This is a genomic window from Mongoliitalea daihaiensis, assembly GCF_021596945.1.
In the GTDB taxonomy this organism is placed as follows: Bacteria; Bacteroidota; Bacteroidia; order Cytophagales; family Cyclobacteriaceae; genus Mongoliitalea; species Mongoliitalea daihaiensis.
On record NZ_CP063779.1, the window covers coordinates 3,322,001 to 3,344,964 of the forward strand.

The 22,964-nt window shown below is 36.2% G+C and carries 20 protein-coding genes, 1 tRNA gene and 1 pseudogene; 17 read left to right on the top strand and 5 right to left on the bottom strand.

Features of this window, described 5'->3' with window-relative positions; all coding sequences use genetic code 11:
- Positions 1-76: 76 nt before the first annotated feature.
- From IPZ59_RS14050 to hppD, 3 genes are all read left to right on the top strand, one after another.
- The gene (locus tag IPZ59_RS14050) at positions 77-739 is read left to right on the top strand and encodes a bifunctional isocitrate dehydrogenase kinase/phosphatase (RefSeq protein ID WP_236136678.1); all 663 of its coding nucleotides are present in this window, start codon (positions 77-79) and stop codon (positions 737-739) included.
- 76 nt (positions 740-815) lie between these two features.
- On the top strand, positions 816-1,466 hold the full coding sequence (locus tag IPZ59_RS14055) for an NUDIX hydrolase (protein ID WP_236136679.1): 651 nt from the start codon (positions 816-818) through the stop codon (positions 1,464-1,466).
- Between the two features lie 180 nt (positions 1,467-1,646).
- Positions 1,647-2,741 carry a 4-hydroxyphenylpyruvate dioxygenase gene (gene hppD, locus IPZ59_RS14060; protein WP_236136680.1) on the top strand — a complete coding sequence of 365 codons (1,095 nt, stop codon included), beginning with the start codon at positions 1,647-1,649 and terminating at the stop codon, positions 2,739-2,741.
- A 48-nt stretch (positions 2,742-2,789) separates the two neighbouring features.
- On the opposite strand, the gene IPZ59_RS14065 is transcribed toward hppD, so the two are convergent.
- Together IPZ59_RS14065 and IPZ59_RS14070 are read right to left on the bottom strand one after the other, a co-directional pair.
- Positions 2,790-2,863, bottom strand: a tRNA-Pro gene (locus tag IPZ59_RS14065).
- Positions 2,864-3,072: 209 nt separating this feature from the next.
- On the bottom strand, positions 3,073-5,010 hold the full coding sequence (locus tag IPZ59_RS14070; protein ID WP_236136681.1) for a tetratricopeptide repeat-containing sensor histidine kinase: 1,938 nt from the start codon (positions 5,008-5,010) through the stop codon (positions 3,073-3,075).
- A gap of 301 nt (positions 5,011-5,311) precedes the next feature.
- Here IPZ59_RS14070 and IPZ59_RS14075 point away from each other — a divergent pair, with 301 nt between their 5' ends.
- From IPZ59_RS14075 to IPZ59_RS14115, 10 genes are all read left to right on the top strand, one after another.
- Positions 5,312-5,890: a hypothetical protein gene (locus IPZ59_RS14075; protein ID WP_236136682.1), complete on the top strand. Its 579-nt coding sequence runs from the start codon at positions 5,312-5,314 to the stop codon at positions 5,888-5,890.
- Between the two features lie 248 nt (positions 5,891-6,138).
- Positions 6,139-6,426, top strand: a complete 288-nt coding sequence (locus IPZ59_RS14080) for a hypothetical protein (RefSeq protein ID WP_236136683.1) — start codon at positions 6,139-6,141, stop codon at positions 6,424-6,426.
- Positions 6,427-6,675: 249 nt separating this feature from the next.
- A complete protein-coding gene (locus IPZ59_RS14085; protein ID WP_236136684.1) occupies positions 6,676-8,007 on the top strand; it encodes a sigma-54-dependent transcriptional regulator in 1,332 nt (443 codons plus the stop codon).
- Between the two features lie 487 nt (positions 8,008-8,494).
- Positions 8,495-8,572 (top strand): potassium-transporting ATPase subunit F, encoded by a 78-nt coding sequence (locus IPZ59_RS20335; RefSeq protein ID WP_081634875.1) that lies wholly within the window; start codon positions 8,495-8,497, stop codon positions 8,570-8,572.
- 3 nt (positions 8,573-8,575) lie between these two features.
- A complete protein-coding gene (gene kdpA, locus IPZ59_RS14090; RefSeq protein ID WP_236136685.1) occupies positions 8,576-10,273 on the top strand; it encodes a potassium-transporting ATPase subunit KdpA in 1,698 nt (565 codons plus the stop codon).
- 11 nt (positions 10,274-10,284) lie between these two features.
- Complete coding sequence (gene kdpB, locus IPZ59_RS14095) at positions 10,285-12,306, top strand: potassium-transporting ATPase subunit KdpB (protein ID WP_236136686.1); 2,022 nt, start codon at positions 10,285-10,287, stop codon at positions 12,304-12,306.
- Between the two features lie 14 nt (positions 12,307-12,320).
- A complete protein-coding gene (kdpC, locus tag IPZ59_RS14100) occupies positions 12,321-12,887 on the top strand; it encodes a potassium-transporting ATPase subunit KdpC (protein ID WP_236136687.1) in 567 nt (188 codons plus the stop codon).
- A gap of 18 nt (positions 12,888-12,905) precedes the next feature.
- Positions 12,906-14,000: a porin gene (locus tag IPZ59_RS14105; RefSeq protein WP_236136688.1), complete on the top strand. Its 1,095-nt coding sequence runs from the start codon at positions 12,906-12,908 to the stop codon at positions 13,998-14,000.
- A gap of 54 nt (positions 14,001-14,054) precedes the next feature.
- On the top strand, positions 14,055-15,248 hold the full coding sequence (locus IPZ59_RS14110; RefSeq protein ID WP_236136689.1) for a universal stress protein: 1,194 nt from the start codon (positions 14,055-14,057) through the stop codon (positions 15,246-15,248).
- Positions 15,249-15,252: 4 nt separating this feature from the next.
- Entirely contained in the window at positions 15,253-17,037 is a 1,785-nt protein-coding gene (locus IPZ59_RS14115; RefSeq protein ID WP_236136690.1) for a sensor histidine kinase, read from the top strand.
- Positions 17,038-17,083: 46 nt separating this feature from the next.
- Here the strand turns inward: IPZ59_RS14115 and IPZ59_RS14120 are convergent, their stop codons facing one another.
- From IPZ59_RS14120 to IPZ59_RS14130, 3 genes and pseudogenes are all read right to left on the bottom strand, one after another.
- Entirely contained in the window at positions 17,084-17,248 is a 165-nt protein-coding gene (locus IPZ59_RS14120) for an alpha/beta fold hydrolase (protein WP_236136691.1), read from the bottom strand.
- A 48-nt stretch (positions 17,249-17,296) separates the two neighbouring features.
- Positions 17,297-17,776 (bottom strand): annotated as a pseudogene (locus IPZ59_RS14125) (alpha/beta fold hydrolase); the annotation flags it as partial.
- A 117-nt stretch (positions 17,777-17,893) separates the two neighbouring features.
- Positions 17,894-19,111, bottom strand: a complete 1,218-nt coding sequence (locus IPZ59_RS14130) for a site-specific integrase (RefSeq protein ID WP_236136692.1) — start codon at positions 19,109-19,111, stop codon at positions 17,894-17,896.
- A gap of 761 nt (positions 19,112-19,872) precedes the next feature.
- Here IPZ59_RS14130 and IPZ59_RS14135 point away from each other — a divergent pair.
- From IPZ59_RS14135 to IPZ59_RS14150, 4 genes are all read left to right on the top strand, one after another.
- Positions 19,873-20,292: a hypothetical protein gene (locus IPZ59_RS14135; RefSeq protein ID WP_236136693.1), complete on the top strand. Its 420-nt coding sequence runs from the start codon at positions 19,873-19,875 to the stop codon at positions 20,290-20,292.
- Positions 20,292-20,789, top strand: a complete 498-nt coding sequence (locus tag IPZ59_RS14140; protein WP_236136694.1) for a hypothetical protein — start codon at positions 20,292-20,294, stop codon at positions 20,787-20,789. Before IPZ59_RS14135 ends, IPZ59_RS14140 begins: the two co-directional genes overlap by 1 nt.
- A 252-nt stretch (positions 20,790-21,041) precedes the next feature.
- Entirely contained in the window at positions 21,042-22,094 is a 1,053-nt protein-coding gene (locus tag IPZ59_RS14145) for an adenine-specific methyltransferase EcoRI family protein (protein WP_236136695.1), read from the top strand.
- Positions 22,091-22,960 carry a hypothetical protein gene (locus tag IPZ59_RS14150; protein WP_236136696.1) on the top strand — a complete coding sequence of 290 codons (870 nt, stop codon included), beginning with the start codon at positions 22,091-22,093 and terminating at the stop codon, positions 22,958-22,960. The genes IPZ59_RS14145 and IPZ59_RS14150 overlap by 4 nt, the downstream gene beginning before the upstream one ends.
- Positions 22,961-22,964 lie beyond the last annotated feature (4 nt).

Consider the following 22,964-nt stretch of genomic DNA (forward strand, 5'->3'; position numbering starts at 1 on the left):
GGTCGGCACAATGTTCCGACCTTTTTTGTTTTTTGAGGATTTTGTGTTTGTTTAGTGGTACAGAAACTCTCTACACATGCGTTTTTACTTGAATTTCAATCGTCTAACTATTTTTCTTTTGTCTGCCTTTGCCATGAGTTGCAGTACAGATACCAAGCAGGGTGAAGTGGCGATAGATGAAGTGCTAATTATTGATGAAGAACTAGAACAATTATTCCAAACAGGTATACAGTTATTGAGTCCTTGGGAGAGCTTTTGGAATAATCAATTTTCTGAATTTCAAGTCACCCAATTTACGTTGGATAAAACAGAATATTTTGAAGAATTGGAGTGGCCCGAAGAAAATTTTATAACGCCAGGAAACCCTTTTCATCCCTATCTGATACCACATCCAGAAGGTGATGGAATAGTAGACATTTATAGTTATAAGGTTACCATTCCTGCAGAAGGTAAACCGGGCTTAAATCCAGATTCTGAAGTGATTTATTTCAAGTCAAATGGGATGCGTAAGCGATTATTATTTATAGGGCCATCTGGTGGGTTTGAAGAAGCCGCATGGATCAGTACAGATGTATTGATGGTTGCCGGGTGGTTTGAAGATGAGGCAGGTGTCAGTCCCGTGATATGGATGATAGAACCGGAGCAGAACAGGTATAAAGTCTTTACACACCCATTTCATTCCAACCAATATCCAAAAGATGCGTATCTAAAAAGGAAGTTAACGAAGATAGATTTATAGGAAACCAAGTGTTGACAGTTTTTGTAGAACCACTAAGTTAATTTTTATTTTCCCTAACAATAACGTTAAAAAAGATATGAAATTTGAGGAATTGGTGCGGAAGCTGGAGCGAATGATGGAAGAGCCTTTGCCAGGAAGGGAAGGGCAGGTGATGATGGCTCCGCAAGGAAGGATGAATGAAGGAGCATATAAAGCTTCTATTCGATCCGACCATAGAAAAGGTGCTGTTTTGATGTTGTTTTACCCGCATCCAGACGGAACTTTTGTTCCTTTTATCAAAAGACCAGCTTACGAAGGGGTACATTCTGGACAGATTGCATTTCCGGGTGGAAAATATGAAGAAAGTGATGGCGGACTCGATCGAACAGCTCTTCGGGAAACAGAAGAAGAAATCGGAGTTGATGCTAGTCAGGTTCGTATTCTAGGCAAATTGACGGAGGTTTACATTCCTCCTAGTAATTTTATGGTTCATCCATACATAGGGTTTATAGATCGACTGCCGGAGTTTAATCCAGATCCTTTGGAAGTAGAACGAGTTATTGAATGTTCTTTCCCACATCTTTTAGATAAAAAAATTCGTAAAATAGGCCCTGTGCAAAGCTCATCTGGGGTAATTCTCAAAGCGCCCTACTTTGCTATTGAAAAAGAAATTGTTTGGGGGGCAACAGCCATGATGCTAGGTGAGTTTACTTATTTATGGGAGAAAGTGGAACGGAAAGGAATATAGATTTTAAAAAAAGAATGAGACTGGGTATGGTAGATGCTCATTCCTCTTGAATAGGCCTTAGTCATTATAAATCGAAATTGTTTCTTCCTTTTTTGCAAGGTCCTTGTTGCTTGCTTTCAAAGTTCCTTCTAAACTTTTCCCTATATTTGCCTAAGAATTTTAAACCCAAAAACTTAGGATATGCAACAGGATTTTCTTCCAATCAATGGGACTGACTATGTGGAATTGTACGTAGGTAATGCCAAACAATCAGCCCTTTACTATCAATATGCATTTGGTTATGAATTGATGGCCTATGCAGGACCTGAAACTGGTGTACGTGATCGAGCATCGTACGTTTTGAAACAAGATAAAATCAGGTTGGTCTTGACGACACCTTTGCACGAGGCTCATCCCATCGCAGACCATATTAAAAAACATGGAGATGGAGTAAAGGTCTTGGCACTTTGGGTGGATGATGCCGAAAAGTCTTGGAAAGAAACGACCGCTCGTGGAGCAGTTTCATACAGTGAGCCGCAAACCTTGACTGATGAATTTGGAAAGGTAGTAGTAGCCTCTATATGTACTTATGGGGAGACCATCCACACGTTTGTAGAACGTAAAAATTATACAGGTGTATTTTTACCTGGCTTTAAGCCAAGAAAAAGTGAGTACCAAGCCACTTCGGTAGGATTGAAATTTATTGATCATTGCGTTGGAAATGTAGGCTGGGGAGAGATGAATAAATGGGTGGAGTTTTATGAAAAAGTGATGGGCTTTAATTTATTGATCACGTTTGATGATAAAGACATCTCTACCGAATATTCTGCTTTAATGTCTAAGGTGGTTTCCAATGGAAATGGATACATCAAATTTCCCATCAACGAGCCAGCAGAAGGTAAAAAGAAATCCCAAATAGAAGAATATTTGGATTTTTATAATGGGTCAGGTGTACAACACATGGCTATTGCAACAGATGATATTATTCACACGGTAGCTGAATTAAGAAAAAGAGGTGTAGAATTTCTGGAAGTGCCAGCTTCTTATTATGAAGACTTATTGGAGCGAGTAGGGGAGATAGAGGAGGATTTGCAGCCATTAAAGGACCTCAACATTCTAGTGGACAGGGATGAAGAAGGATATTTACTTCAAATTTTCACCAAACCAGTTCAAGATCGTCCTACGCTTTTCTTTGAAATCATTCAGCGAAAGGGAGCAAAATCTTTTGGTAAAGGTAATTTTAAAGCCTTGTTTGAAGCTATTGAGCGTGAACAAGAGTTGAGAGGTAATTTGTAATTGAAAAATTTAAAAATAAAAAAAGCCAGTTTATACTGGCTTTTTTTGTCGGGGTGGCAGGATTCGAACCTACGACCTCCACATCCCAAATGTGGCGCGATACCGGGCTACGCTACACCCCGAAATCGTTTAGTAAGATGGATATCTCATTAACGAGTTGCAAATGTAGTTAAATGAAATTGTTTTCAAATAGTAATTGGGTATTTTTTTGAAATATATCAATACTTGCAATAAAATGCCGCTGAGGACTATTGAAGTCAGGAATTTCAAATTAGCAGTCTTTCAATTGGTATTAATTAATTTGAAGTTTTATTACCCAGGCTTGACGCAATCAACTTTTCCATTGGATCGAGAAAGTAGACCCCTCGTTGATCTTGCTGTTGACTTCTAGTGTTGCACCTAAGTTATGTGCAAACTCCTTGCAAAGTATTAGGCCTACTCCCGAGCCTTTTTCTCCTTCTGTTCCTAGCTTGGATACAATTCGTCCTGCAAAAAGCTTTTCTAGTTTTTCTTTTTCCATTCCCACACCAGAGTCTGTAATACTAATTTTACCGCCAGCTTCCTGCTCATAGTGAATACGGATACTCCCTTCTAAGGTGGTGAATTTTATGGCATTTGAAATTAGATTCCGCAAGATAAAATTCAAGCGATCTTTTTCTGTATGGATCACTAAGTCCTCGGGTATATCATTGATTAGTTGAAGTTTTTTTTCTTTGCTTTTACTTGAAAACTGACGAATATTATCTTGAACCAATGGATGGACTAAAACTTCCACAATAGGCATTGGGTGCTCATTCAATTCATTTTGAGCCCATTCTAGTATGCTTTCCAAAAGTTCTCTGACACTTTTTATTTGGTCAGATAAATGAGGAAGTATCAATTGAAACTCTTCATGTGAAATATTTTGTCCACTTTCTAATTCTAATAAGGATTGCAATGATGAAATTGGAGATTTAATGTCATGGGAGAGCACAGAAAACAGCAATTGCCTACTTCTATTTGACTGGGTCAAGGCTTGGTTTGATTGTTCTAATTCAGTTGTTTTTTCTGCTATTTCAAGATTTTTAACTTCTAGTTTTTTAAGGATCTCTGTTGTCTGTTCATGTGCTGCTGCCAATTGATCATTCTTTCTTTTCTGGAAAATCCATCCAAAAACTAGTCCAATAAATAGAATGGCTCCACTAAAAAGTAGCTCATTTTTTCGTTTTAACTTAATGTCTAACAGCAGTTGTTCCTGAATTAGGCGCTTATTTTCTTCCTCTTTTTTCTCTGCTTCATATTTGATAAGCAGTTCTTCCCGGATTTTTTTATTTTGCTCACTTGTGAGTTTTTGCTCTGTATTCAACTTCATTTTTGTGAATTCATAAGCGTTTTTGTAATCAGCCAAGTCCTCATAGACAGTCGCTAGCATTCCTGCAGCAAAACTAATTTGATACGGAGAGTCCATGTCTTCAGCCAGCTTCATGGCTTGTTTTGCGTAATTTAGGGCAATATCTTTATTTTTAATTTCTAAATTAAACTCTGCTAATTCATAGAGAAGGGCAATTTGAGCTTCCGGATTTTGTAGGCCATTAGAAAATTCTAAGGCCTGCGTCAGTAGTTTTTGTGCAGTCACATAGTCTTGGCTTCCTCTTGCAAGATCAGCAAGCATGTTAAGCGTATTGATACTACCTCTAATATCCTGTAAAGAGGTTTTGATTTCAATCGATTTTTCAAGGTAATATCTTGCAGAGTCTAAATCCTTGGGGCTATCAGTGGCATTCCATAGATCTGTATAATAACTGCCCAAATTATTGTAAAGCAGGCTTTGTGCCCTTAAGTTATTGGCAATCAACGCATAGTCAAGTGATTTCATGTAGCGTTTGACTGCGTCACCTGCACTACCTGTACGATACAGTACATTGCCAATATTGAGGTGTGATTCTATAAGTCCTAATGTATCCTGGATATGTTCTCGTATTTTAAGGGCATTTATATGCGTTTGCATGGCGGAATCAAATGAGGACTTGATCAAAAAAGAGATCCCTTTTATATTCAATGAATTTGCTTTCACCTTATCTAGCCCATGTTTTTCTGCCAAGTTGATAGCGGAATCTGCATAAGCTATAGATAAATCTTGATCAATCGCATAATTGGCTTTAGCTAATTGATAATACATTTCAGCTTTCACGGTGGGATCTTTTACAATGAAAATTTCATTTTTCAGACTGTCTGTTAGTGTAGGCCCTTGCTGAAAAAAGAATAGATACAGAAATGAAAGTACTAGCATGAATGAGAGATAAGAGGTGACTGGCTAATGAATGCTTAAACATAAATAAGTATTCTTACAGGTACAAATTAGTTAATAATTAGGACTAGACGCAATGAATGATGAAATTTAAAATTTAATGATGTTTGTTTTACCAAAAGTGGAATACGCTAAAAAGGAGGCGGAGAGGAATTTGATTCTTGCAGCAGATTCTTTTTGGTTTACCAATAGCTTGTTACTAGAAATTTGTTGTTTTATCTGCAAAGCCTGTTCTATTGTTGCGAATTTTGTAATCCACTCAATTACAAACGCAATGACCCAGATGATGATACTTCTACTTCTGTTTTTCAGTATGCATGCCCATGCTCAAAAAAATAAGCCCAATGCCATAGTTGAACCAATCACTATTGAGTACAAGGGCAAAGAAGTTAAAGCAAAAAAACTGACAGTAAGCTCAGAAATTCCCATGGATATTGACAGTGCCTGGATAAATGTAAAGACCCCTGCACTTTTAGAGTTTGTGGCCGAAGGAATGATTCGGTTTAAACCCCTTGGAGATGGGTTACCCAAACAATGGGAGGTAGGGGAAACTTATGGGGTAAAAATGCGGGTATTTGGATTTATTCCTTTTGGTGGAATACACTATCTATTTATTGAGAAAATCGATGACGAAAACCATACCATAGCTTCCAAAGAATGGGATAGGGGAGCCAAGGTCTGGAATCACCATGTGGCCATGAAAGACCTTGGTAATGGAAGGATATATTATGAAGATTCCATCACGATTTATGGGGGTCTAATGACAGGTATAATCACCTCTTTTGCCAAGCAGTTTTACAAGCACAGGCAAAAAAGATGGCAAATAGTGGCGGAGGAAAGCCTTAATTTCGATCTTGAGTAGAAATTCAAAGACCATTCTAAAATATATGTTTTATTTTGATAAAAACTTTGGGCTATATGTAGGCAAACTTAAAACCAATGAATTTCATAAACATTATGGAATACAGATAAATGTAACTGCAAACCCAACTATAAATCTGACTATAAAAGGTGAGAAAGGATATTTTGGAAATGCTTTTTATATACCTTCAAAAATTGAACATAAGCTGCTAAGTGAAGAAATCCAACTTACAATTTTGAATTAAGCGGTTGATTTCTAGATTTATCAATAAAGTGCATGAAACAGGCATCCATGCTATCGGGATAGATAAAATTATTCATTCTGAAGAAGACTCTGCGGAGCGCATGGCCAAAAGTCTTCAGATGAAGGGAGTCATAGACTCTTTGGATGTATCAGACAACTACAACATTATTGAAGTAAATGCCCCTCAACGATATATAGGACTTACGATTGCAGTGACGAAAATCCGTCAAGATTATAACATCAACATTCTTACCCTTATTAAAATGGAAGAAAAACTTAATATTTTGGGGTAAAATCAAAAAGTAAAAAAGTCACTGGAGTAGTAACGGCAGAAACTAAAATCTAGGAAGGGGATATCCTACTATTGTTCGGTCATATCAACGATATTCAGGAAATTCTGAGTTTGGAAGAATGAAAAATGGGTTGATTAACCCGAATAGATTGATAAGAAAATGAATAATTTTTAATGTTAAGAATGCTATCTTCCAGCCAAGATTTAATAATCTTTACGGAAATCTACTGATTATAAAACCATATTTAAGATGAAAATTAAAGTCCTTTTGATTGATGATGAAGAAAAACTTAGGAGTTTAACATCTAAACTATTAGTTTATGAGGACTATGATGTATTTGAAGCTGGTAATATTGCTTCAGCAAACCAAAAAGTTGAATTGCATGTCCCGGATGTAGTACTCTGTGATGTGAAGCTTCCTGATGGAAACGGAGTTGATTTTTGCATAAAATCTAAAGAAAAATTTCCTGAAATAGAGTTTATATTATTGACTGCCTATGGCAGGATCCAAGATGGGGTAAAGGCTATCAAACATGGTATTTTCGATTATCTGGTTAAAGGGGATGATAATGATAAGTTGATCCCTTTAATTGAAAAGGCATCCCAAAAAGCATTGCTTCAAAAAGAGCTTACCAAACTTAAAAGTAAACTGTCTAAACAATATAATTTTGATAGTATTTTAGGTGACAGTGAAAAAATCCAAGAGGCTAAAGTATTGGCTAGAAAAGTTTCCCAAAGTGATACTTCAATTTTACTTACCGGGGCAACGGGAACAGGAAAGGAAGTTTTTGCTCAGGCTATTCATTATGAAGGTAAAAGGTCAGATAAAAGTTTTGTAGCTATTAACTGTAGCGCAATTAGTGGAGAAATTTTGGAGAGTGAATTATTTGGGCATAAGGCTGGAGCCTTTACAGGAGCTGTAACGGATAAAAAAGGGCTGTTTGAGGAAGCCAACCATGGTACTTTATTTCTGGATGAAATCGGCGAGATGCCTTTAGAGTTACAAGCAAAGCTTTTAAGAGTTCTAGAATCAGGCACTTTTATAAAAGTAGGAGATACCAAAGAAAAACAAGTAAATGTTCGAATAATCACTGCTACAAACCGCAATTTGCCAGAAGAAGTAACTGCTGGTAATTTTAGAGAAGATCTTTTGTATAGATTGTCAGTAATTCAGATTCATCTCCCTTCACTATCAGATCGAAGAACAGATATTCCAGAATTAGTTGATCATTTTGTGAAAATATTCTCAGTGAAAGCAAATACGAAAGTGAAGAAAATTTCTCCTGAATTTATTCGTGAAGTACAAAAATTACCTTTCAAAGGAAATATAAGGGAACTAAGGAATTTAGTGGAACGTGCTGTAATTCTATGTGATGGAGATACACTCACAGCTGAACAATTAGCCCCAAGCTATCAAAGAGAAATCAACGAGCCTAAGTCGATGACAATGGCATCTGCCGAAAAAGCTCAGATCATTCGGGTGCTCAAACATGTCAATGGGAATAAAACACAAGCAGCAAAAGTTTTGGAAATTGGACTGACAACACTATATAAAAAATTACATGATTTTGAAATTGAATGATTTGGGGACCTGAAAAAGCTAGACTTTTTATCGAAAATAACATTGCAATCGAAGGTTTCTTGGTTTATGATGAAAACTCCGAAATGAAAACTTGGATATCTTCTGGTCTATAAATTTTTATCTCACATTTGTACTACCCCTTCCATTTTTGAAATCAACCCTTCGGATTCCGAAGGGTTTTGACTGTTTAAAAACTCCTCCGTATTTTAATTTAAGTTTTTAAGGAATTGGTAATCAATACTATAATGTCCTAAGTTGGATTTTTTTCAAAATAGGTTCATGACTTGCCAAAGACTTTTTAAAAAATAAATTATGAACGGAATCATAGCCATAGGCATGTTACTGCTCGGAGTAGCAGTATTGTCAGCAATTTTCAAATCCATAAAATTATTTGATGACTTATGAACATGAACAACTTTAAATCGATGCATCCATTTTGCTTGCTCCAATCCTTCTATTTATTGTACGAACATAACAGAATTGAAAAATGATACTAATTCTTATTTCATCCCTACTAGCATGCGCATACCTTACTTATGCGATTATGAAACCTGAAAAATTTTAAACTATGAATACAGAAATTATAGGTGTAATCTTCATCTTCCTACTTTCCTTACTACTAGCATGGCCTTTGGGAAAGTATATGGTCAAAATATTTAAAGGAGAACGCGTATGGTCTGACTTTATGTCGCCCATAGAAAAGTGGATTTTTAGGATTTCCGGAGTGAATCCTGATCAAAAACTTGATTGGAAAGACAATATGAAAGCGCTTGTTGTCATCAACATTGGCTTTTTTGTCGTAGCCTTTCTTTTTTTGGTGTTGCAATCTTTTCATCCCTTCTGGAATCCCAATGGATTTGAAAATTGGGAGCCAACCTTGGCCTTTAATACCGCTGTCAGCTTTACCACCAATACCAACCTCCAACATTACAGTGGAGAAAGCGGAGCCTCTTATTACACACAACTTCTGGTTTTCTGTTGGTTGCAATTTGTAAGTGCAGGGACAGGGATAGCAGCTTGTGCGCTTTTATTTCAAGGATTGATTAATCGCTCTACATCTGAACTTGGAAATTTTTACAATCTAATGGTTAAAAGCTGTACAAGAATACTGCTTCCGCTATCAGTTGTTTTGGCAATAATTCTGATGGCCAACGGCACTCCTACTAACTTTGAAGCATTACAAGAGGTCCGAACTTTGGAAGGTAAATCGCAATTAGTTGCAGCAGGTCCGGCAGCTCCAATGGTTGCAATCAAACAAATGGGGACTAATGGAGGAGGTTTTTTTGGTCCTAACTCTACTCACCCATTCGAGAACCCTAATTACTTGACCAACATAGCAGAAAATATTGCTATACTGTTAATTCCTATGGCATTGGTTTTTGCTTTTGGGTTTTATACAGACAGAAAAAAACTTGCTCTAGTATTCATTGGGGTGATGTCTATCCTGTTTGTTTCTTTTACGGCAATTTCAATTAGCCAGGAAATTGCAGGTAATCCTGAGTTTACAAAACTGGGATTATCCGATCCAACTAACCTGGAAGGAAAAGAAGTTCGATTTGGTGCTGCAGCGTCTTCACTTTGGGGAGTTTCTACTACATCAACCTCTAATGGCTCTGTCAATTCCATGCATGATAGCCACACACCACTATCAGGAGGTATTTTCTTGTTGGATATGTTTATCAATGCCATATATGGAGGAGTGGGAGTTGGATTTATTAACTTCTTTGTATTTGTAATAGTGGCCGTTTTCATTGCAGGCTTGATGATCGGGCGTACACCTGAATTTATGGGTAAAAAAATTGAAGCCAGAGAAATAAAAATTGCAGCTTTGATTGTGATTTTACACCCTTTCCTAATCCTTACAGGGACAGCCATTTCAAGTTATTTGGCAGCTAAAGATCCAGCACTTTATACAGATTGGATCCATAATCCCGGATTTCATGGATTATCAGAAATGTTGTATGAATTCACCTCTTCGGCTGCTAACAATGGGTCAGGTTTTGAAGGCTTAAATGATGATACGCCTTTTTGGAATATTATGAACGGTATTGTCATGTTATTGGGAAGGTTTTTGCCCATTATTGGCCCCTTGGCAATTGTTGGTTCGCTTGCTCTAAAAAAGACAGTTCCAGAGTCTTCAGGAAGTCTAAAGTTAGAAACACCAGCTTTTGGAGCCGTTCTTTTATCAGTCATCCTAATTGTTGCAGCTTTGGCATTCTTCCCAGTGATGGCATTGGGTCCAATTGCTGAATTCTTTTCCTTTTAAATGAAATATCCATGAAAAACAATACTAATTCATTTGATTTTTCCACTGCAATGAAACAAGCAGTAGTGAAATTGAATCCATCCCTGATGATCAAAAATCCGGTAATGTTTACCGTTGAACTCGGGACTTTAATCATGCTTGTGGTGACAATAGTATCCTTGGTTTCCCAAAATGATTTTCTGGGTTCTTTTGGATACAACCTAGTGATCACGTTATTATTATTTCTAACTGTATTATTGGGAAATTTTGCAGAAGCTGTGGCAGAAGCACGAGGAAAAGCCCAAGCTGATACCTTAAGAAAAACAAGACAAGACACCCCTGCACGTATATTGCGAAACGAGCAGATAGAGATTGTCAGTTCTTCAATTTTAACCAAAGGTGATGTCTTTGTTTGTGAGGCAGGTGATCTTATTCCTGCTGATGGGGAACTGATAGAGGGTTTGGCATCTATTGATGAATCTGCCATTACTGGAGAATCTGCACCTGTAATCAGAGAAGCTGGATCAGATCAAAATACGGTCATAGGTGGCACTAGAGTGTTGAGTGACCGGATTGTTGTAAGGGTCAGTTCCAATCCCGGCGAAAGTTTTTTGGATAAAATGATCAGTTTGGTGGAAGGGGCCAACAGACAGAAAACCCCCAATGAAATAGCACTCACCATATTGTTAGCAGCCTTTACCTTAGTCTTTCTAATTGTGACTGTTACGTTAAAACCTTTTGCTGATTTTTTAAATATCAGCTTGTCTTTAGCAGCCTTGATTTCATTATTTGTGTGCCTGATTCCAACAACTATTGGCGGACTGCTCTCAGCTATTGGAATAGCGGGTATGGACAGAGCGCTCAAAGCCAATATCATTGCCAAATCTGGGAAAGCTGTAGAAACGGCAGGAGATATAGATGTTTTATTATTGGATAAAACAGGAACAATCACCATAGGAAACAGAAAGGCTACCGCTTTTGTACCTGCGCCTGATATTGCTCGTGAGGAAATTGTTGAAGCATCTGTATTGAGTTCTTTAGCAGACACTACGCCTGAGGGTAAATCAGTAGTTGAATTAGCTAAGAAAAAGGATCAGTTTGAACTTACAGTGCCCCAAGATGCACAGTTTATAAACTTTTCCGCAGAAACAAGAATGAGCGGTGTTGATCTTACGGGAAATGTAAAAATCAGAAAGGGCGCTTGGGATGCCATTAAAAAATGGGCTGATCAATCTTCCAATGAAACGATCACCTTCTTGGAAAAGGAAGTTGCTAAAATAGCTGAAAAGGGAGGAACTCCCCTGGCGGTTGCTGTTGATAAAAAAGCAATAGGGGTTATTCAATTGGAAGATATAATCAAACCTGGAATTCAGCAGCGATTTGATAGGCTCAGAAAGATGGGAGTTAAGACTGTCATGGTCACAGGTGATAATCCACTTACTGCCAAATTTATTGCCAACCTAGCTGGTGTGGATGATTTTATCGCTGAGGCTAAACCTGAGGATAAAATGAATTACATCAAAAGAGAACAAGCTGAGGGTAAATTAGTGGCCATGATGGGGGATGGCACTAATGACGCACCGGCTTTGGCCCAGGCAGATGTGGGTGTTGCCATGAACTCTGGTACCCAAGCTGCTAAGGAAGCAGCCAACATGGTAGACTTGGATTCTGATCCTACAAAATTACTGGAGGTGGTAGAAATTGGTAAACAGCTACTCATCACCCGTGGCAATATCACAACATTTTCCATTGCGAATGATGTTGCCAAATATTTCGCCATAGTTCCGGCATTATTTGCAGCGTCCATTCCTGGTCTTGCAGCCCTTGATCTTATGAATTTGGGCAGCCCGCAATCAGCCATCCTTTCTGCTGTGATTTTCAATGCCTTAATCATCCCTGCTTTAATTCCATTAGCACTTAAAGGCTCAAAATACAGGCCTATTGGGGCCTCAGCTCTGCTAAGTAGAAACCTATTAATCTATGGTCTAGGAGGTATTATTCTACCTTTTATTGGAATTAAAGCCATAGATACTATAGTCTCATTATTCATATAATATTCAAAAACAACATGATACGTCAAAGTATTTCAATCATACTGATTACACTAGTTCTGTTTGGACTAATTTATCCTATCTCAATTTGGGGTATTGGAAAAATAATGCCTCACAGCGCCAATGGTAAACCTATAATTCTCGATGGAGAATTAAGAGGTTTTGAACACATCGCCCAAAACTTTAGTAGCCAACAATATTTCTGGAGCAGGCCATCAGATGTGGATTATGACGCTTCTGACACAGGTGGGTCCAATTACGGGCCTACAAATGAAATCTTCCTTTCTCAAGTGGAAGAACGAATCAACTATTTATTAGAAAACCATCCAGAAAAAAGTAAGGCAGATATTCCAATTGACTTGGTCACAGCCTCAGGTAGTGGATTGGATCCATATATCTCTTTGGATGCAGCCATATTTCAGGCTAACAGGGTAGCTAATGCCCGAAATCTAGAACTCTCTCAAGTTATTGAGCTTATATCAGACCATAACGAGGGGGCTTTATTTGGACTTTTTGGTCCAAAAGATATTGTTCATGTCCTTAAATTAAATTTAGCCTTGGACAAACTCACAAAAAAAGATTAAACCACCAATTATTTAAAGATGAAAAAATTAATTCTAACGATTGTTATTTCTTTTAGTGCTTTCTGTGCTACAGCTCAAGAAACAAACAAACCCGTAATTAACATTAGTGGTCATGCAGATATTTACTATGGATTTGATTTTAACCGGCCCTTCTCCAATGAACGTCCTGATTTCCTTTTCAACCATACCCGTCACAACGAAGTTAATTTAAATTTGGGATTGATTCAGGCGGATATTGACGGTGGATTTTATCGGGGCAGCTTGGGATTGATGGTGGGTACTTATGCGCAATACAATCTGGCAGCAGAACAGGATCTACTAAAGAATGTCTTTGAAGCCTATGCTGGGGTAGCTATAGACAAGGAACGAAAATTATGGATTGATGCGGGTATTTTCGCTTCCCATATTGGCTTCGAATCAGCAATCTCCTCCGAAAACTTTACTTTAACCAGAAGCTTATTGGCTGAAAACTCGCCATATTTCCTCTCAGGAGCTAAGATAACCTATACTCCAAACAGTAAATGGGAATTTGAGGCTGGTGTTTTCAATGGTTGGCAACGCATCCAAAGATTATCAGGAAATACAAGCCCAGCTTTAGGTACTAGAGTAACCCACACGCCTACTGAAAACCTAACGCTCAATTGGAGTACCTTTATTGGAAATGATTTCCCTCAAGAAGATAAAAGAATGCGCTATTTCAACAACTTGTATGCACAAATGCAACTTAGTCAAAAAGTAGCTTTAATACTCGGGTTTGATTACGGCAGTCAGCAAGAGGCAATTGAAAGTGTTCAAGCAGGGGCTTCAAGGGGCCTTGAGCATTGGTATACTCCAATAGGAATTCTACGTGTGGACTTCAATGAAAATTGGGGCATGGCTTTCCGAGGGGAATACTATCAGGATCAAAATGGGGTAATCATTGAGGCAAATTCGCCTGATGGATTCAGAGCTACGGGCTATTCGATAAATTTAGATAGGAAAATTTCTCAAAACGTCTTGTTCAGGATAGAAGCTAGGCAATTACAGAATAGCACTCCTAATTTCTTACAGGAAGGCCAATTGGTAAGGGGGAATTTCTTATTGATCGGTTCACTTGCAATAACTTTACCATAATTCAATCCCTCCACCACCATTTGGGTAGTGGAGGGGTTTCATTCTTCTGAGTGTATGAAAAATTCACCTGATTACTTTCTTCAACTGATTCAAAAGTCCAAAAAAGGGAGGTTGAAAGTATATATCGGTATGATTGCCGGAGTAGGTAAATCTTTCCGTATGCTTCAAGAGGCCCATGATCTGCTAAAGGCTGGAGTAGATATACGTATTGGTTTTATTGAGACTCACGGACGGGAAGAAACTGAAGCCTTGATTGAAGGTATTCCCTTTATCCCCTTGAAAGAGGTGTTTTACAAGGGTAAGGTATTGAGGGAAATGGATCTGGAGGCTATTCTTCGATTGAAACCATCAATTGTGATTGTTGACGAATTGGCCCATACCAATATACCAGGAAGCCTACATGCCAAAAGATGGGAGGATGTGGAAGTTTTAATTGACGCTGGTATACATGTGGTTACCGCATTCAATGTACAGCATTTGGAGAGCCTAAATGATAAAGTCAAGCAGTTGAGCGGGATCGAAGTCACCGAACGAATTCCTGATACCTTCCTAAGGAAAGCAGATGAGGTGGTAAGTATTGATTTGCCAGCTGATGACTTAATCAAACGTCTAAAAGACGGGAAAATCTACAAGGAAGATAAAATACAACAGGCCTTATCCAATTTCTTTCAGTCAAAAAAAATCCTTCAATTGAGGGAATTGGCACTTCTACAAGTTGCAAAAAACTTGGAGTCAAAAATAAATTTTATTCAGCAACAGCAAAGTAGTATCATTGAGCGGTTCATGGCATGTGTCAGTACTGAGGAGGTGTTGGCAAAAAAGGTGATCAGAAAAACAGCGAGACTGGCCAATAATTATCACGCAGAATGGTTTGTTGTATATGTGAAGACTCCTAGGGAATCAACAGAAAAGATAAATGTGAGAACTGAAACAAAGCTTCTTCAAAATTTGAAGCTCGCTAGTACTTTAGGTGCCAATGTCTATATTTATGAAAGTAACTCCAAAGGAGCCAATCCTACACAAGAAATACATTATCAAACTATTCATCAGGGGACAAGAGTTTTTTCGAGTGAACACAAGTCAATTGCCGATGTGTTGTTTGAAGCAGCCAAGAATCATCAAGCTACCAATATTGTAATTGGGAAACCTAAACAAAGTATCTGGAGAAATCTTAGCGGACAAAACCATTTCCATAATCTTGTTCAGCTAATTTCTCCAACTGAAATTGATCTAATCGTAGTTACTTAATCCAATGAAACTTAAAACCAAACTCTACCTATCTTTTGGATTTCTATTTCTTTTGATCCTTTTATTAGCTGGATTAGGAAGTCTTTTTGTCCGTCAATTAGCTGATGACTCACAGGCAATTATTAAAGATAATTACAGAACACTGGATTATATGCAATCCATCAAAACTGCTTTAGATAAAACTATACTTACCATTGGAAAACAAGATTCAAAAAGCAAAGCAGAACAAGGTTTTGCCTTTGAATCCATACTTGAAAGTATTGAAAAACAAAAAGCAAATATTACAGAACCTGGTGAGGATAAGTTAACTGATGAGCTTATTAAACAAGTTGAATTATTGAAAATCTCTTTAAATGAAAATATACCAAGTGAGTTTTTGCTAATGCAGATAGCTACTATTCAAGACTTGGCTACAAAAATCTATGAACTAAATATTCAGACGCTCTTGAGGAAAAATGACACTGCCAATCAAACAGCGGAACGAGTTGTCCTATACATGGCGATTACAGGTATTTCAGGTAGTATTCTGAGTTTAATTTTCATTATAGGTTTTCCTGAGGTTATTTTCGACCCTCTACAAAAACTCAATGAAGGTATCAAAGCTATAGCCAGTAAGAAATATGATCATCAATTGAAAGTTGCTGAAAATGATGAATTAGGAGAAATAGCATCTTCTTTCAATCTTATGGCTTCAAGACTAAAAGAATATGAAGCCTCAAATTTTTCCTTACTTTTCAGTGAAAAAAAGAGAATAGAGGCAATTATTAATCAAATGCATGAAGGAATTATTGGGATTGACGAAAACCATAAGATTCTTTTCATTAATGATTTTGCTAAAAATGTATTGAATTTGTCAGAAGAATATATCAAGGGTGAGCACATACAATCAATAGCCAAAATCAATGATATCATCGCATCTTTTGCAACAGATTTTGCCTTGGGTGGCCAAGAAAGTTTAACTCCAAAAACAATTAAAATTGTCCTTGATAAAGAAGAAAAGACCTTTTCAAGAGAAATAATCCCTATTAATATTTCAAAAGATAATCATGATAAATTAGAAAATGTTGGATATGTGGTGGTACTGACAGATATTACCCAATATAGTGAGCGAGATAAGGCAAAAACCCAATTTATAGCCACTATTTCTCATGAGTTGAAAACTCCAATTTCTTCTATAGGACTGGGATTAAAATTACTCAATGATAAAAGAACAGGTAGCCTAAATGAAAGTCAGTCTAACCTAATAAAGGGTCTTATAGAAGATAAAAATAGACTTTTATCAATTACAGGTGAACTTTTAGATATAACTCAGGCAGAAACAGGAAACATTACTCTTGAACAAGAGGTTTTTTCGCCTCAAGAGGTAATTACTTTAGCATCTGAGGCACTACAATTACAGCTTAAAGAAAAGAAAATTAATTTAGAGCTAACCATTCAACCTGAACTACATGCCCTAGGAGATGAAAATAAAACAACATGGGTACTTGTTAATTTACTCTCCAATGCAATAAGGTACTCCTCAGAAGAATCAACAATTAAGATGACTTGTTCTCAACATTATGAAAACCATATACTTTTTGAAGTTATTGATCAAGGAAAGGGAATATCCAAAAGCTTCCAAGATCGTCTTTTTGAGAAATATTATAGGGTTCCAGGCACCAAAACAAACGGATCAGGCCTAGGACTAAATATCAGTAAAGAATTTATTCAAGCCATGGGTGGGCAAATAGGGGTGGAAAGTGAAGACGGGAAAGGTTCCAGGTTTTGGTTTTCTTTAAAATCTAAATAAAGAGAAATACTTTCTATAGGGACAGAAAGTAGGCTATGGATTCATTTCACTTTTCATTTTTCTGCATTAATTTTCTGATTTCTTGGGCTACTTTTTCCGGCTCCTCTTCCTGTGGAAAATGACCGGAATGTTCTAGTTGGAATGCTTCTGCATTAGGAAACCCTTCTTTGAATTTTTCCAGATTTTTTGGAGAAATGATGGGGTCTACCATGCCCTAGATAAATAACATTGATTTAGTTTGAAGAATTTCTTTTTGCTCTCACAGTGATTCAAACCATTCCTGATCATTTAAAAGAGATCTGGCAAAGGCTAGCGTACCATTTCTTTCGGATGGTTTAGCAAAAGGTTTGGTGTATTGTTGCAACAACTTCTTTTCGGGACTATAATTTGGCCCAAAGGATTTTGGAAGGATAAATCTTGGAGAAAAATTAAGTCTTCGGTAGAGGAATGGGAGTAGAGGACTTTTTAGAATTTTTGCAAATTTTTCATAGTCAGGATCACCTTTTGCACTCCACAACCAAGAATTAAGTATGACAATGTTTTTGATACGTTCAGGATGTTTTAGAGCAAATGCCATTCCTATGGGTCCACCAAAGTCATGTAGAATCAATGTGATATCTCGTAAATTTTTGGAAAGAACAAAATCTTCCAAAGTGTTCACATGATTTTGGGTATTGTAATCATATTCTTTTGGTTTGTCGGAAAGACCAAACCCTACATGATCTATAGCAATACATCTGTATTCATTTTGAAGTTATTTGAGCTTTCTATTTTCACACACTCAGTTTTCTAACATACTTAAAGGAACTGAGTGTGTGAATAAAGATTTAGTGAAATTTTTTAACAGTATTTGCAGTTATTGTCCAAGTTTAGACTTTAATAATTTCATATCTTCGCTAACTTTCAAATCAACAATTTTAGCGTAGTGCTGAGTCTGTTTAAGAGATTTATGCCCTAACATTTTGGATACTGTTTCAATGGGAACACCATTACTGAGTGTTACAGTTGTAGCAAAAGTATGTCTAGCTATATGGAAAGTAAGCTCCTTTTTGATACCACATAGGTCAGCAATTTCTTTTAAGTAAGCATTCATCTTTTGATTACTCAATACCGGCAAAACCAGACCTTCTGCCTCACATTTAGGATGATTATAGTATTTATCCATAAGCTTTTGTGCTTTTGGTAGCAAAGGAATTCGAACACTTGACTCAGTCTTTTGACGGCTTGTGATAATCCATTTTTCTTTATCTAGTCCAATAATAATTTGATCCCTTCGAAGTTTTTTGACATCAATATATGCCAATCCTGTATAGCAGCTGAACAAAAATATGTCGCGAACTTGATTTAACCGTTCAATTTCAAAATATTTGGCTTCTAAAGCCTCTAACTCTTCAAATGTGAGGTAATGTCTAGGAACCTCCTTTTTAGCCAGCTTAAAGCCCACAAAAGGATCCCTAATTAGCCAACCTTTTTTAATACAGCTTAAAACTATTTTCTTGAAATTACCTAAATACTTAACTGTAGTATTATGGGCACAACCTCTGACAGATTTTAGCCAAAAAGAATAATCAGAAATAAAATCGTAATCTAGCTTTTTGATTTCAAGATCATCCTTTTTATACTTCCACTGGATAAAAGCTTTGGTATGTTCAAATGAGGTTTTGTATCGCTCTAAAGTGCCCTCAGCAAATTCTTGACCTACTAATGCCTCCATTTTTTCATTATGCTCTGAAAATATTTCTAGGATCATTCTGTTCTGTTCAGATTTACCTTGAAGAACATTTTTAATATTTTTGAGAGAAATCTCTTTATCGTTATCCAACAAATATTTTCTTACTTGATGAACTTTTAACTGCAGTGTATCCAAATAGGAGTTAATCATACGTGCCTCTTCAGTCTTGCCTTTCACCCTATTTGCAGCGGTTAGCCATTTATCGGGGTGACATTTGTATTTGGTTGACATTTCAAATCGTTGGGAATCAACCGTGATTCTCATGTAAATAGATTTCAAACCATTTCTATCATTCTTGGAAGGTTTGAGATAATACAGCAGGGAAAATGTTTTTTCAATCATGTTTACTCACTTTAAAGGTTTAAGGTACGATTTGGTGAGTCTTTTGGCAAGATATTCAGCTATGGAACATGTTGATTTTCAGTTTCTTAAACCCCTCATAGGTGAGTCTTTTTTTCATCTAAAAAGACTCACCTAGGACTCACCTCAATTTTGTTAAATATTGAAGAAATTAGATAAAAAACAAAAAGACCTGCAAGTGTGATCTGCAGGTCTTTTTAGATGATATTTTGTAAATTTTTGTAGAAAAACCGCTTTTAAACGATTTAGAGAGGGTTTTTCATTTGTAGAATCACTTAAACAAGGATTTCAAAAACTTAATTTTGATGGCTTTTGAAGTCTTTGTTTAGCTACTTGGCAGAGAGTGGGGGACTAATACGTGCTAATGCATAAGCTTCGATATTTCAGTAAATTAAGCCTGATTTTTTATATCACTAAATTGCTTTAGTACATACTTTTGTACACACTTTTTATTTTTTTGATTCCGATTTATAAATTAGTGAACATTTTTTAGTAAACTTAAACCATGGATTTGTTCATGGATAAGCAAGACTTTTTCCTGTTATTTTATAATGGTATGTCTAATTTTTCTGAACAAATAAATACTTGTACATCTATTGACGATAATTTGGATATATCCGCAATGTCTTTCGCTATTTGGTCCAAACGGAATGCATAGCGCAATAGATTGCGTAAAGAGAATCGTAAGGTGCAACCTTAAAAGACAGACACTCAAAAAAAACTAACACTCAAAAAATTAACAAATGGAAAGCGAATACAACAAAATATTTGAACTGCTTTATGCAGATTATGTCTATGAAATAGAATACAGAAGAAGAAGACCTTTTCTATACAATGAATATTATTTTGTTCGAAGTATTAGAAAATCCATAGACATAAAAGATGTTGAAAATACATTGCGACCAGATGCTAAATATTTTTTGATTATAAACTTTCACCATCTAATTGTAAGACCTTTAATTGAAAGAAATGGATTAAAGAATCTTCAAAACGAAAGTTTTGTTTTTGAACTTGAAGAAAATATACAGTCCGACATCGAAATGATTATAAATGAAGTAAAAGGCAATGACGAAGTTGAACAAATAAGTGGTCATCAAATAATGAAATCTATTGATGCATTATGGTCAAAACTTAGAACAACCGGACAAAAAACTTGGGGATAATGCACGGAAAAAACAACTCGCTAATAAGCACGCAATTGATTACTGCATCACTGACAATGATAACAGTTGTTTCAGTTTTTGCTGTATTTGTCATTGACAAAAGAGAGGTAGGTATTCTCTATTACGTTATTACAGGCTTTTCATTCTTTTCTTTTGTTCTAAGCATTATATGTGGTGGTATTGGGCTAAGTAGTGAAAATGCCGAAAGTCAATATAATAAATATTTCAACTATCAGACAAGAACTGCTTTGTTAGGGATAGTTCTATTTTGCTTAAGTATTTTTTTAGGAAAAGACAAAGAAAATGCAACTGAACAGACACTAAAAAATCAAGAAAAAACGATTATCGAACTCCAATTAAAAGACGGGTTCCAATCAAAGGAAATTGACGATTTGAAGAGTAACATTGAGAGACTTTCAAAACAATTGCAAAGCACGAATAGCAGACTTGACACTTTAACCCTGCTTAACGAAAAGAATAAACAAAAAAAGAGATGACAATAGAAAGCAAACTGACAAATGCAGGAAAGGCAGCACCTACAGGCGTTTGGCTCAATGGCGGGTGAGTTGGTTAATTGAACATTCTACCTCTCATCAACTTTTGTCGTGTATTGACAGTTTTGAGCTCCGAAATCCGCCACTGCGCCAAGCGCTGCAGGCAAGCGTAAAGAACGACACCCCAGGCCAAAAACGAACAGACACAAGAAAGAAATATTAATTTTGAAACCGAAGAAAAAATAAAGTGGACAAATGACAGATAAAGCCCAGAATCAAAATCTAAATCAGGCTAAGACCAATAAAAAGGACGAGTTCTACACTCAACTTTCGGACATTGAAAGAGAGTTAAAGTATTACAAACAGCATTTTAAGAACAAAGTAGTTTATTGCAACTGTGACGACCCACGAGTGAGCAACTTTTTTCATTTCTTCTCTTATAATTTTGAGAAACTTGGACTGAAAAAGCTCATTGCAACTTGCTATAAAAACCAAAATATGGATTTGTTCAGCCAAAACGACTCTGAACAAGCAATTTATTTGGAATATTCGGGAGATAAAAACGGTAATAATGTTCCTGACCCTGGCGAAATCGGCATTAAAAAACTTAAAGGTGATGGTGATTTTAGAAGCAAGGAATGTATTGAACTATTAAAGCAAGCGGACATTGTTGTAACAAATCCGCCATTTTCATTATTCCGTGAATACGTTTCTCAACTAATTGAATACGACAAGAAGTTTGTAATTGTCGGGCATCAAAACGCAATAAAATACAAAGAGATCTTTCCATTAATCAGAGATAACAAACTTTGGTTAGGTTATGGTTTTAAAGGTGGTGCAGGTCATTTCATCAATGAACATTACGAAGATTATGCAACAGCAACTGATAGAAAAGAAGGAATGATAAGAGTTTCGGGAGTTCATTGGTTTACCAATCTTGAAATCAATAAGCGACACGAAGATTTAATTCTATATAAAAAATACACCCCTGAAGAATATCCAAAATACGAGAATTTTGACGCAATCAATGTTGATGTGACCAAAGACATTCCTATGGACTATAAAGGTTTTATGGGAGTTCCTATAACATTTATGGACAAATATAATCCCGACCAATTCGAGATAATCGGGGTTGGCATTGCAAACTTAGGACTTGAAATGGGAATAAAACCATACAAACCAGAACACAAAAAATACAGAAAAGAAGTACAAAAACGTGGTGCAGTTGATGGGGATTTATATATGATGGTTGACGGAGTTGTTACCGTTCCCTATTCTCGAATAATAATCAAAAATAAAAGATTATGATTTCAGATAAAATTCAATCACTTTTTGACTTTATAGACTTTCTTCACTCTAACAAAGAAAACTATATTGTAAACTATATCCCTCTTGTCAAGGAGTTAGAAGTTTTAGCCGATAAGAGAAGTGAATTAAAACCATTGGACAATTACAGAGAAAAGGAAGAATACAATGTAATTCAAAAAGAAATAGAAGATAAATTCCCAACTATAACCGAAAATATTTATAAACCATTTACCCAAAAACTTTTAGAATTAAAAATTTGGTCAGGTGATGTCACATACAGTAGTATATGGAATAGTAACATAGAAGCAATTTCCAAATTAAAAAATGAATTTGAAAGTACAGATGTTGCAATAGTTATGGATTACAAAAAAAAGTATTTGTCATTTAGAACTGAAACACATAGTAATTTTTTGTGCTTGGGATTGATATTTCAAGAACTTGACGAAATATTTAAGGAACTGTTTGATTTTTTTAATGACACGGAAGATAATGAATTTGAAAGTTTTGAATTTAAGGAATTAAAAGTCAATAGTGTTGAAGATTTGGTAAAATTTATTTCCGAGAACAAAACTAACAATGTGAAATACTCTCTTCCAATAAAATCATTTATTGAAAAGCGAGAGCAACCAAGGCATAGTACAAACAATTTAAATTTTCATAATTACGAAACCATTATGGGAGATAAAATAATTGCCAAAAATATACCAAATAACAGCGGTGTTATTAATGTTGGTAAGAATAATAAGAGTGAGGCAAATTCAAATGATGAATTAGCAGTAAAAACCTTTAATTGGCAAAGATTTGGAATTATATCTGCAACAATATTAATGGTTGTAGCCATAATCATAGCAATAATTTATAGTTAGCATC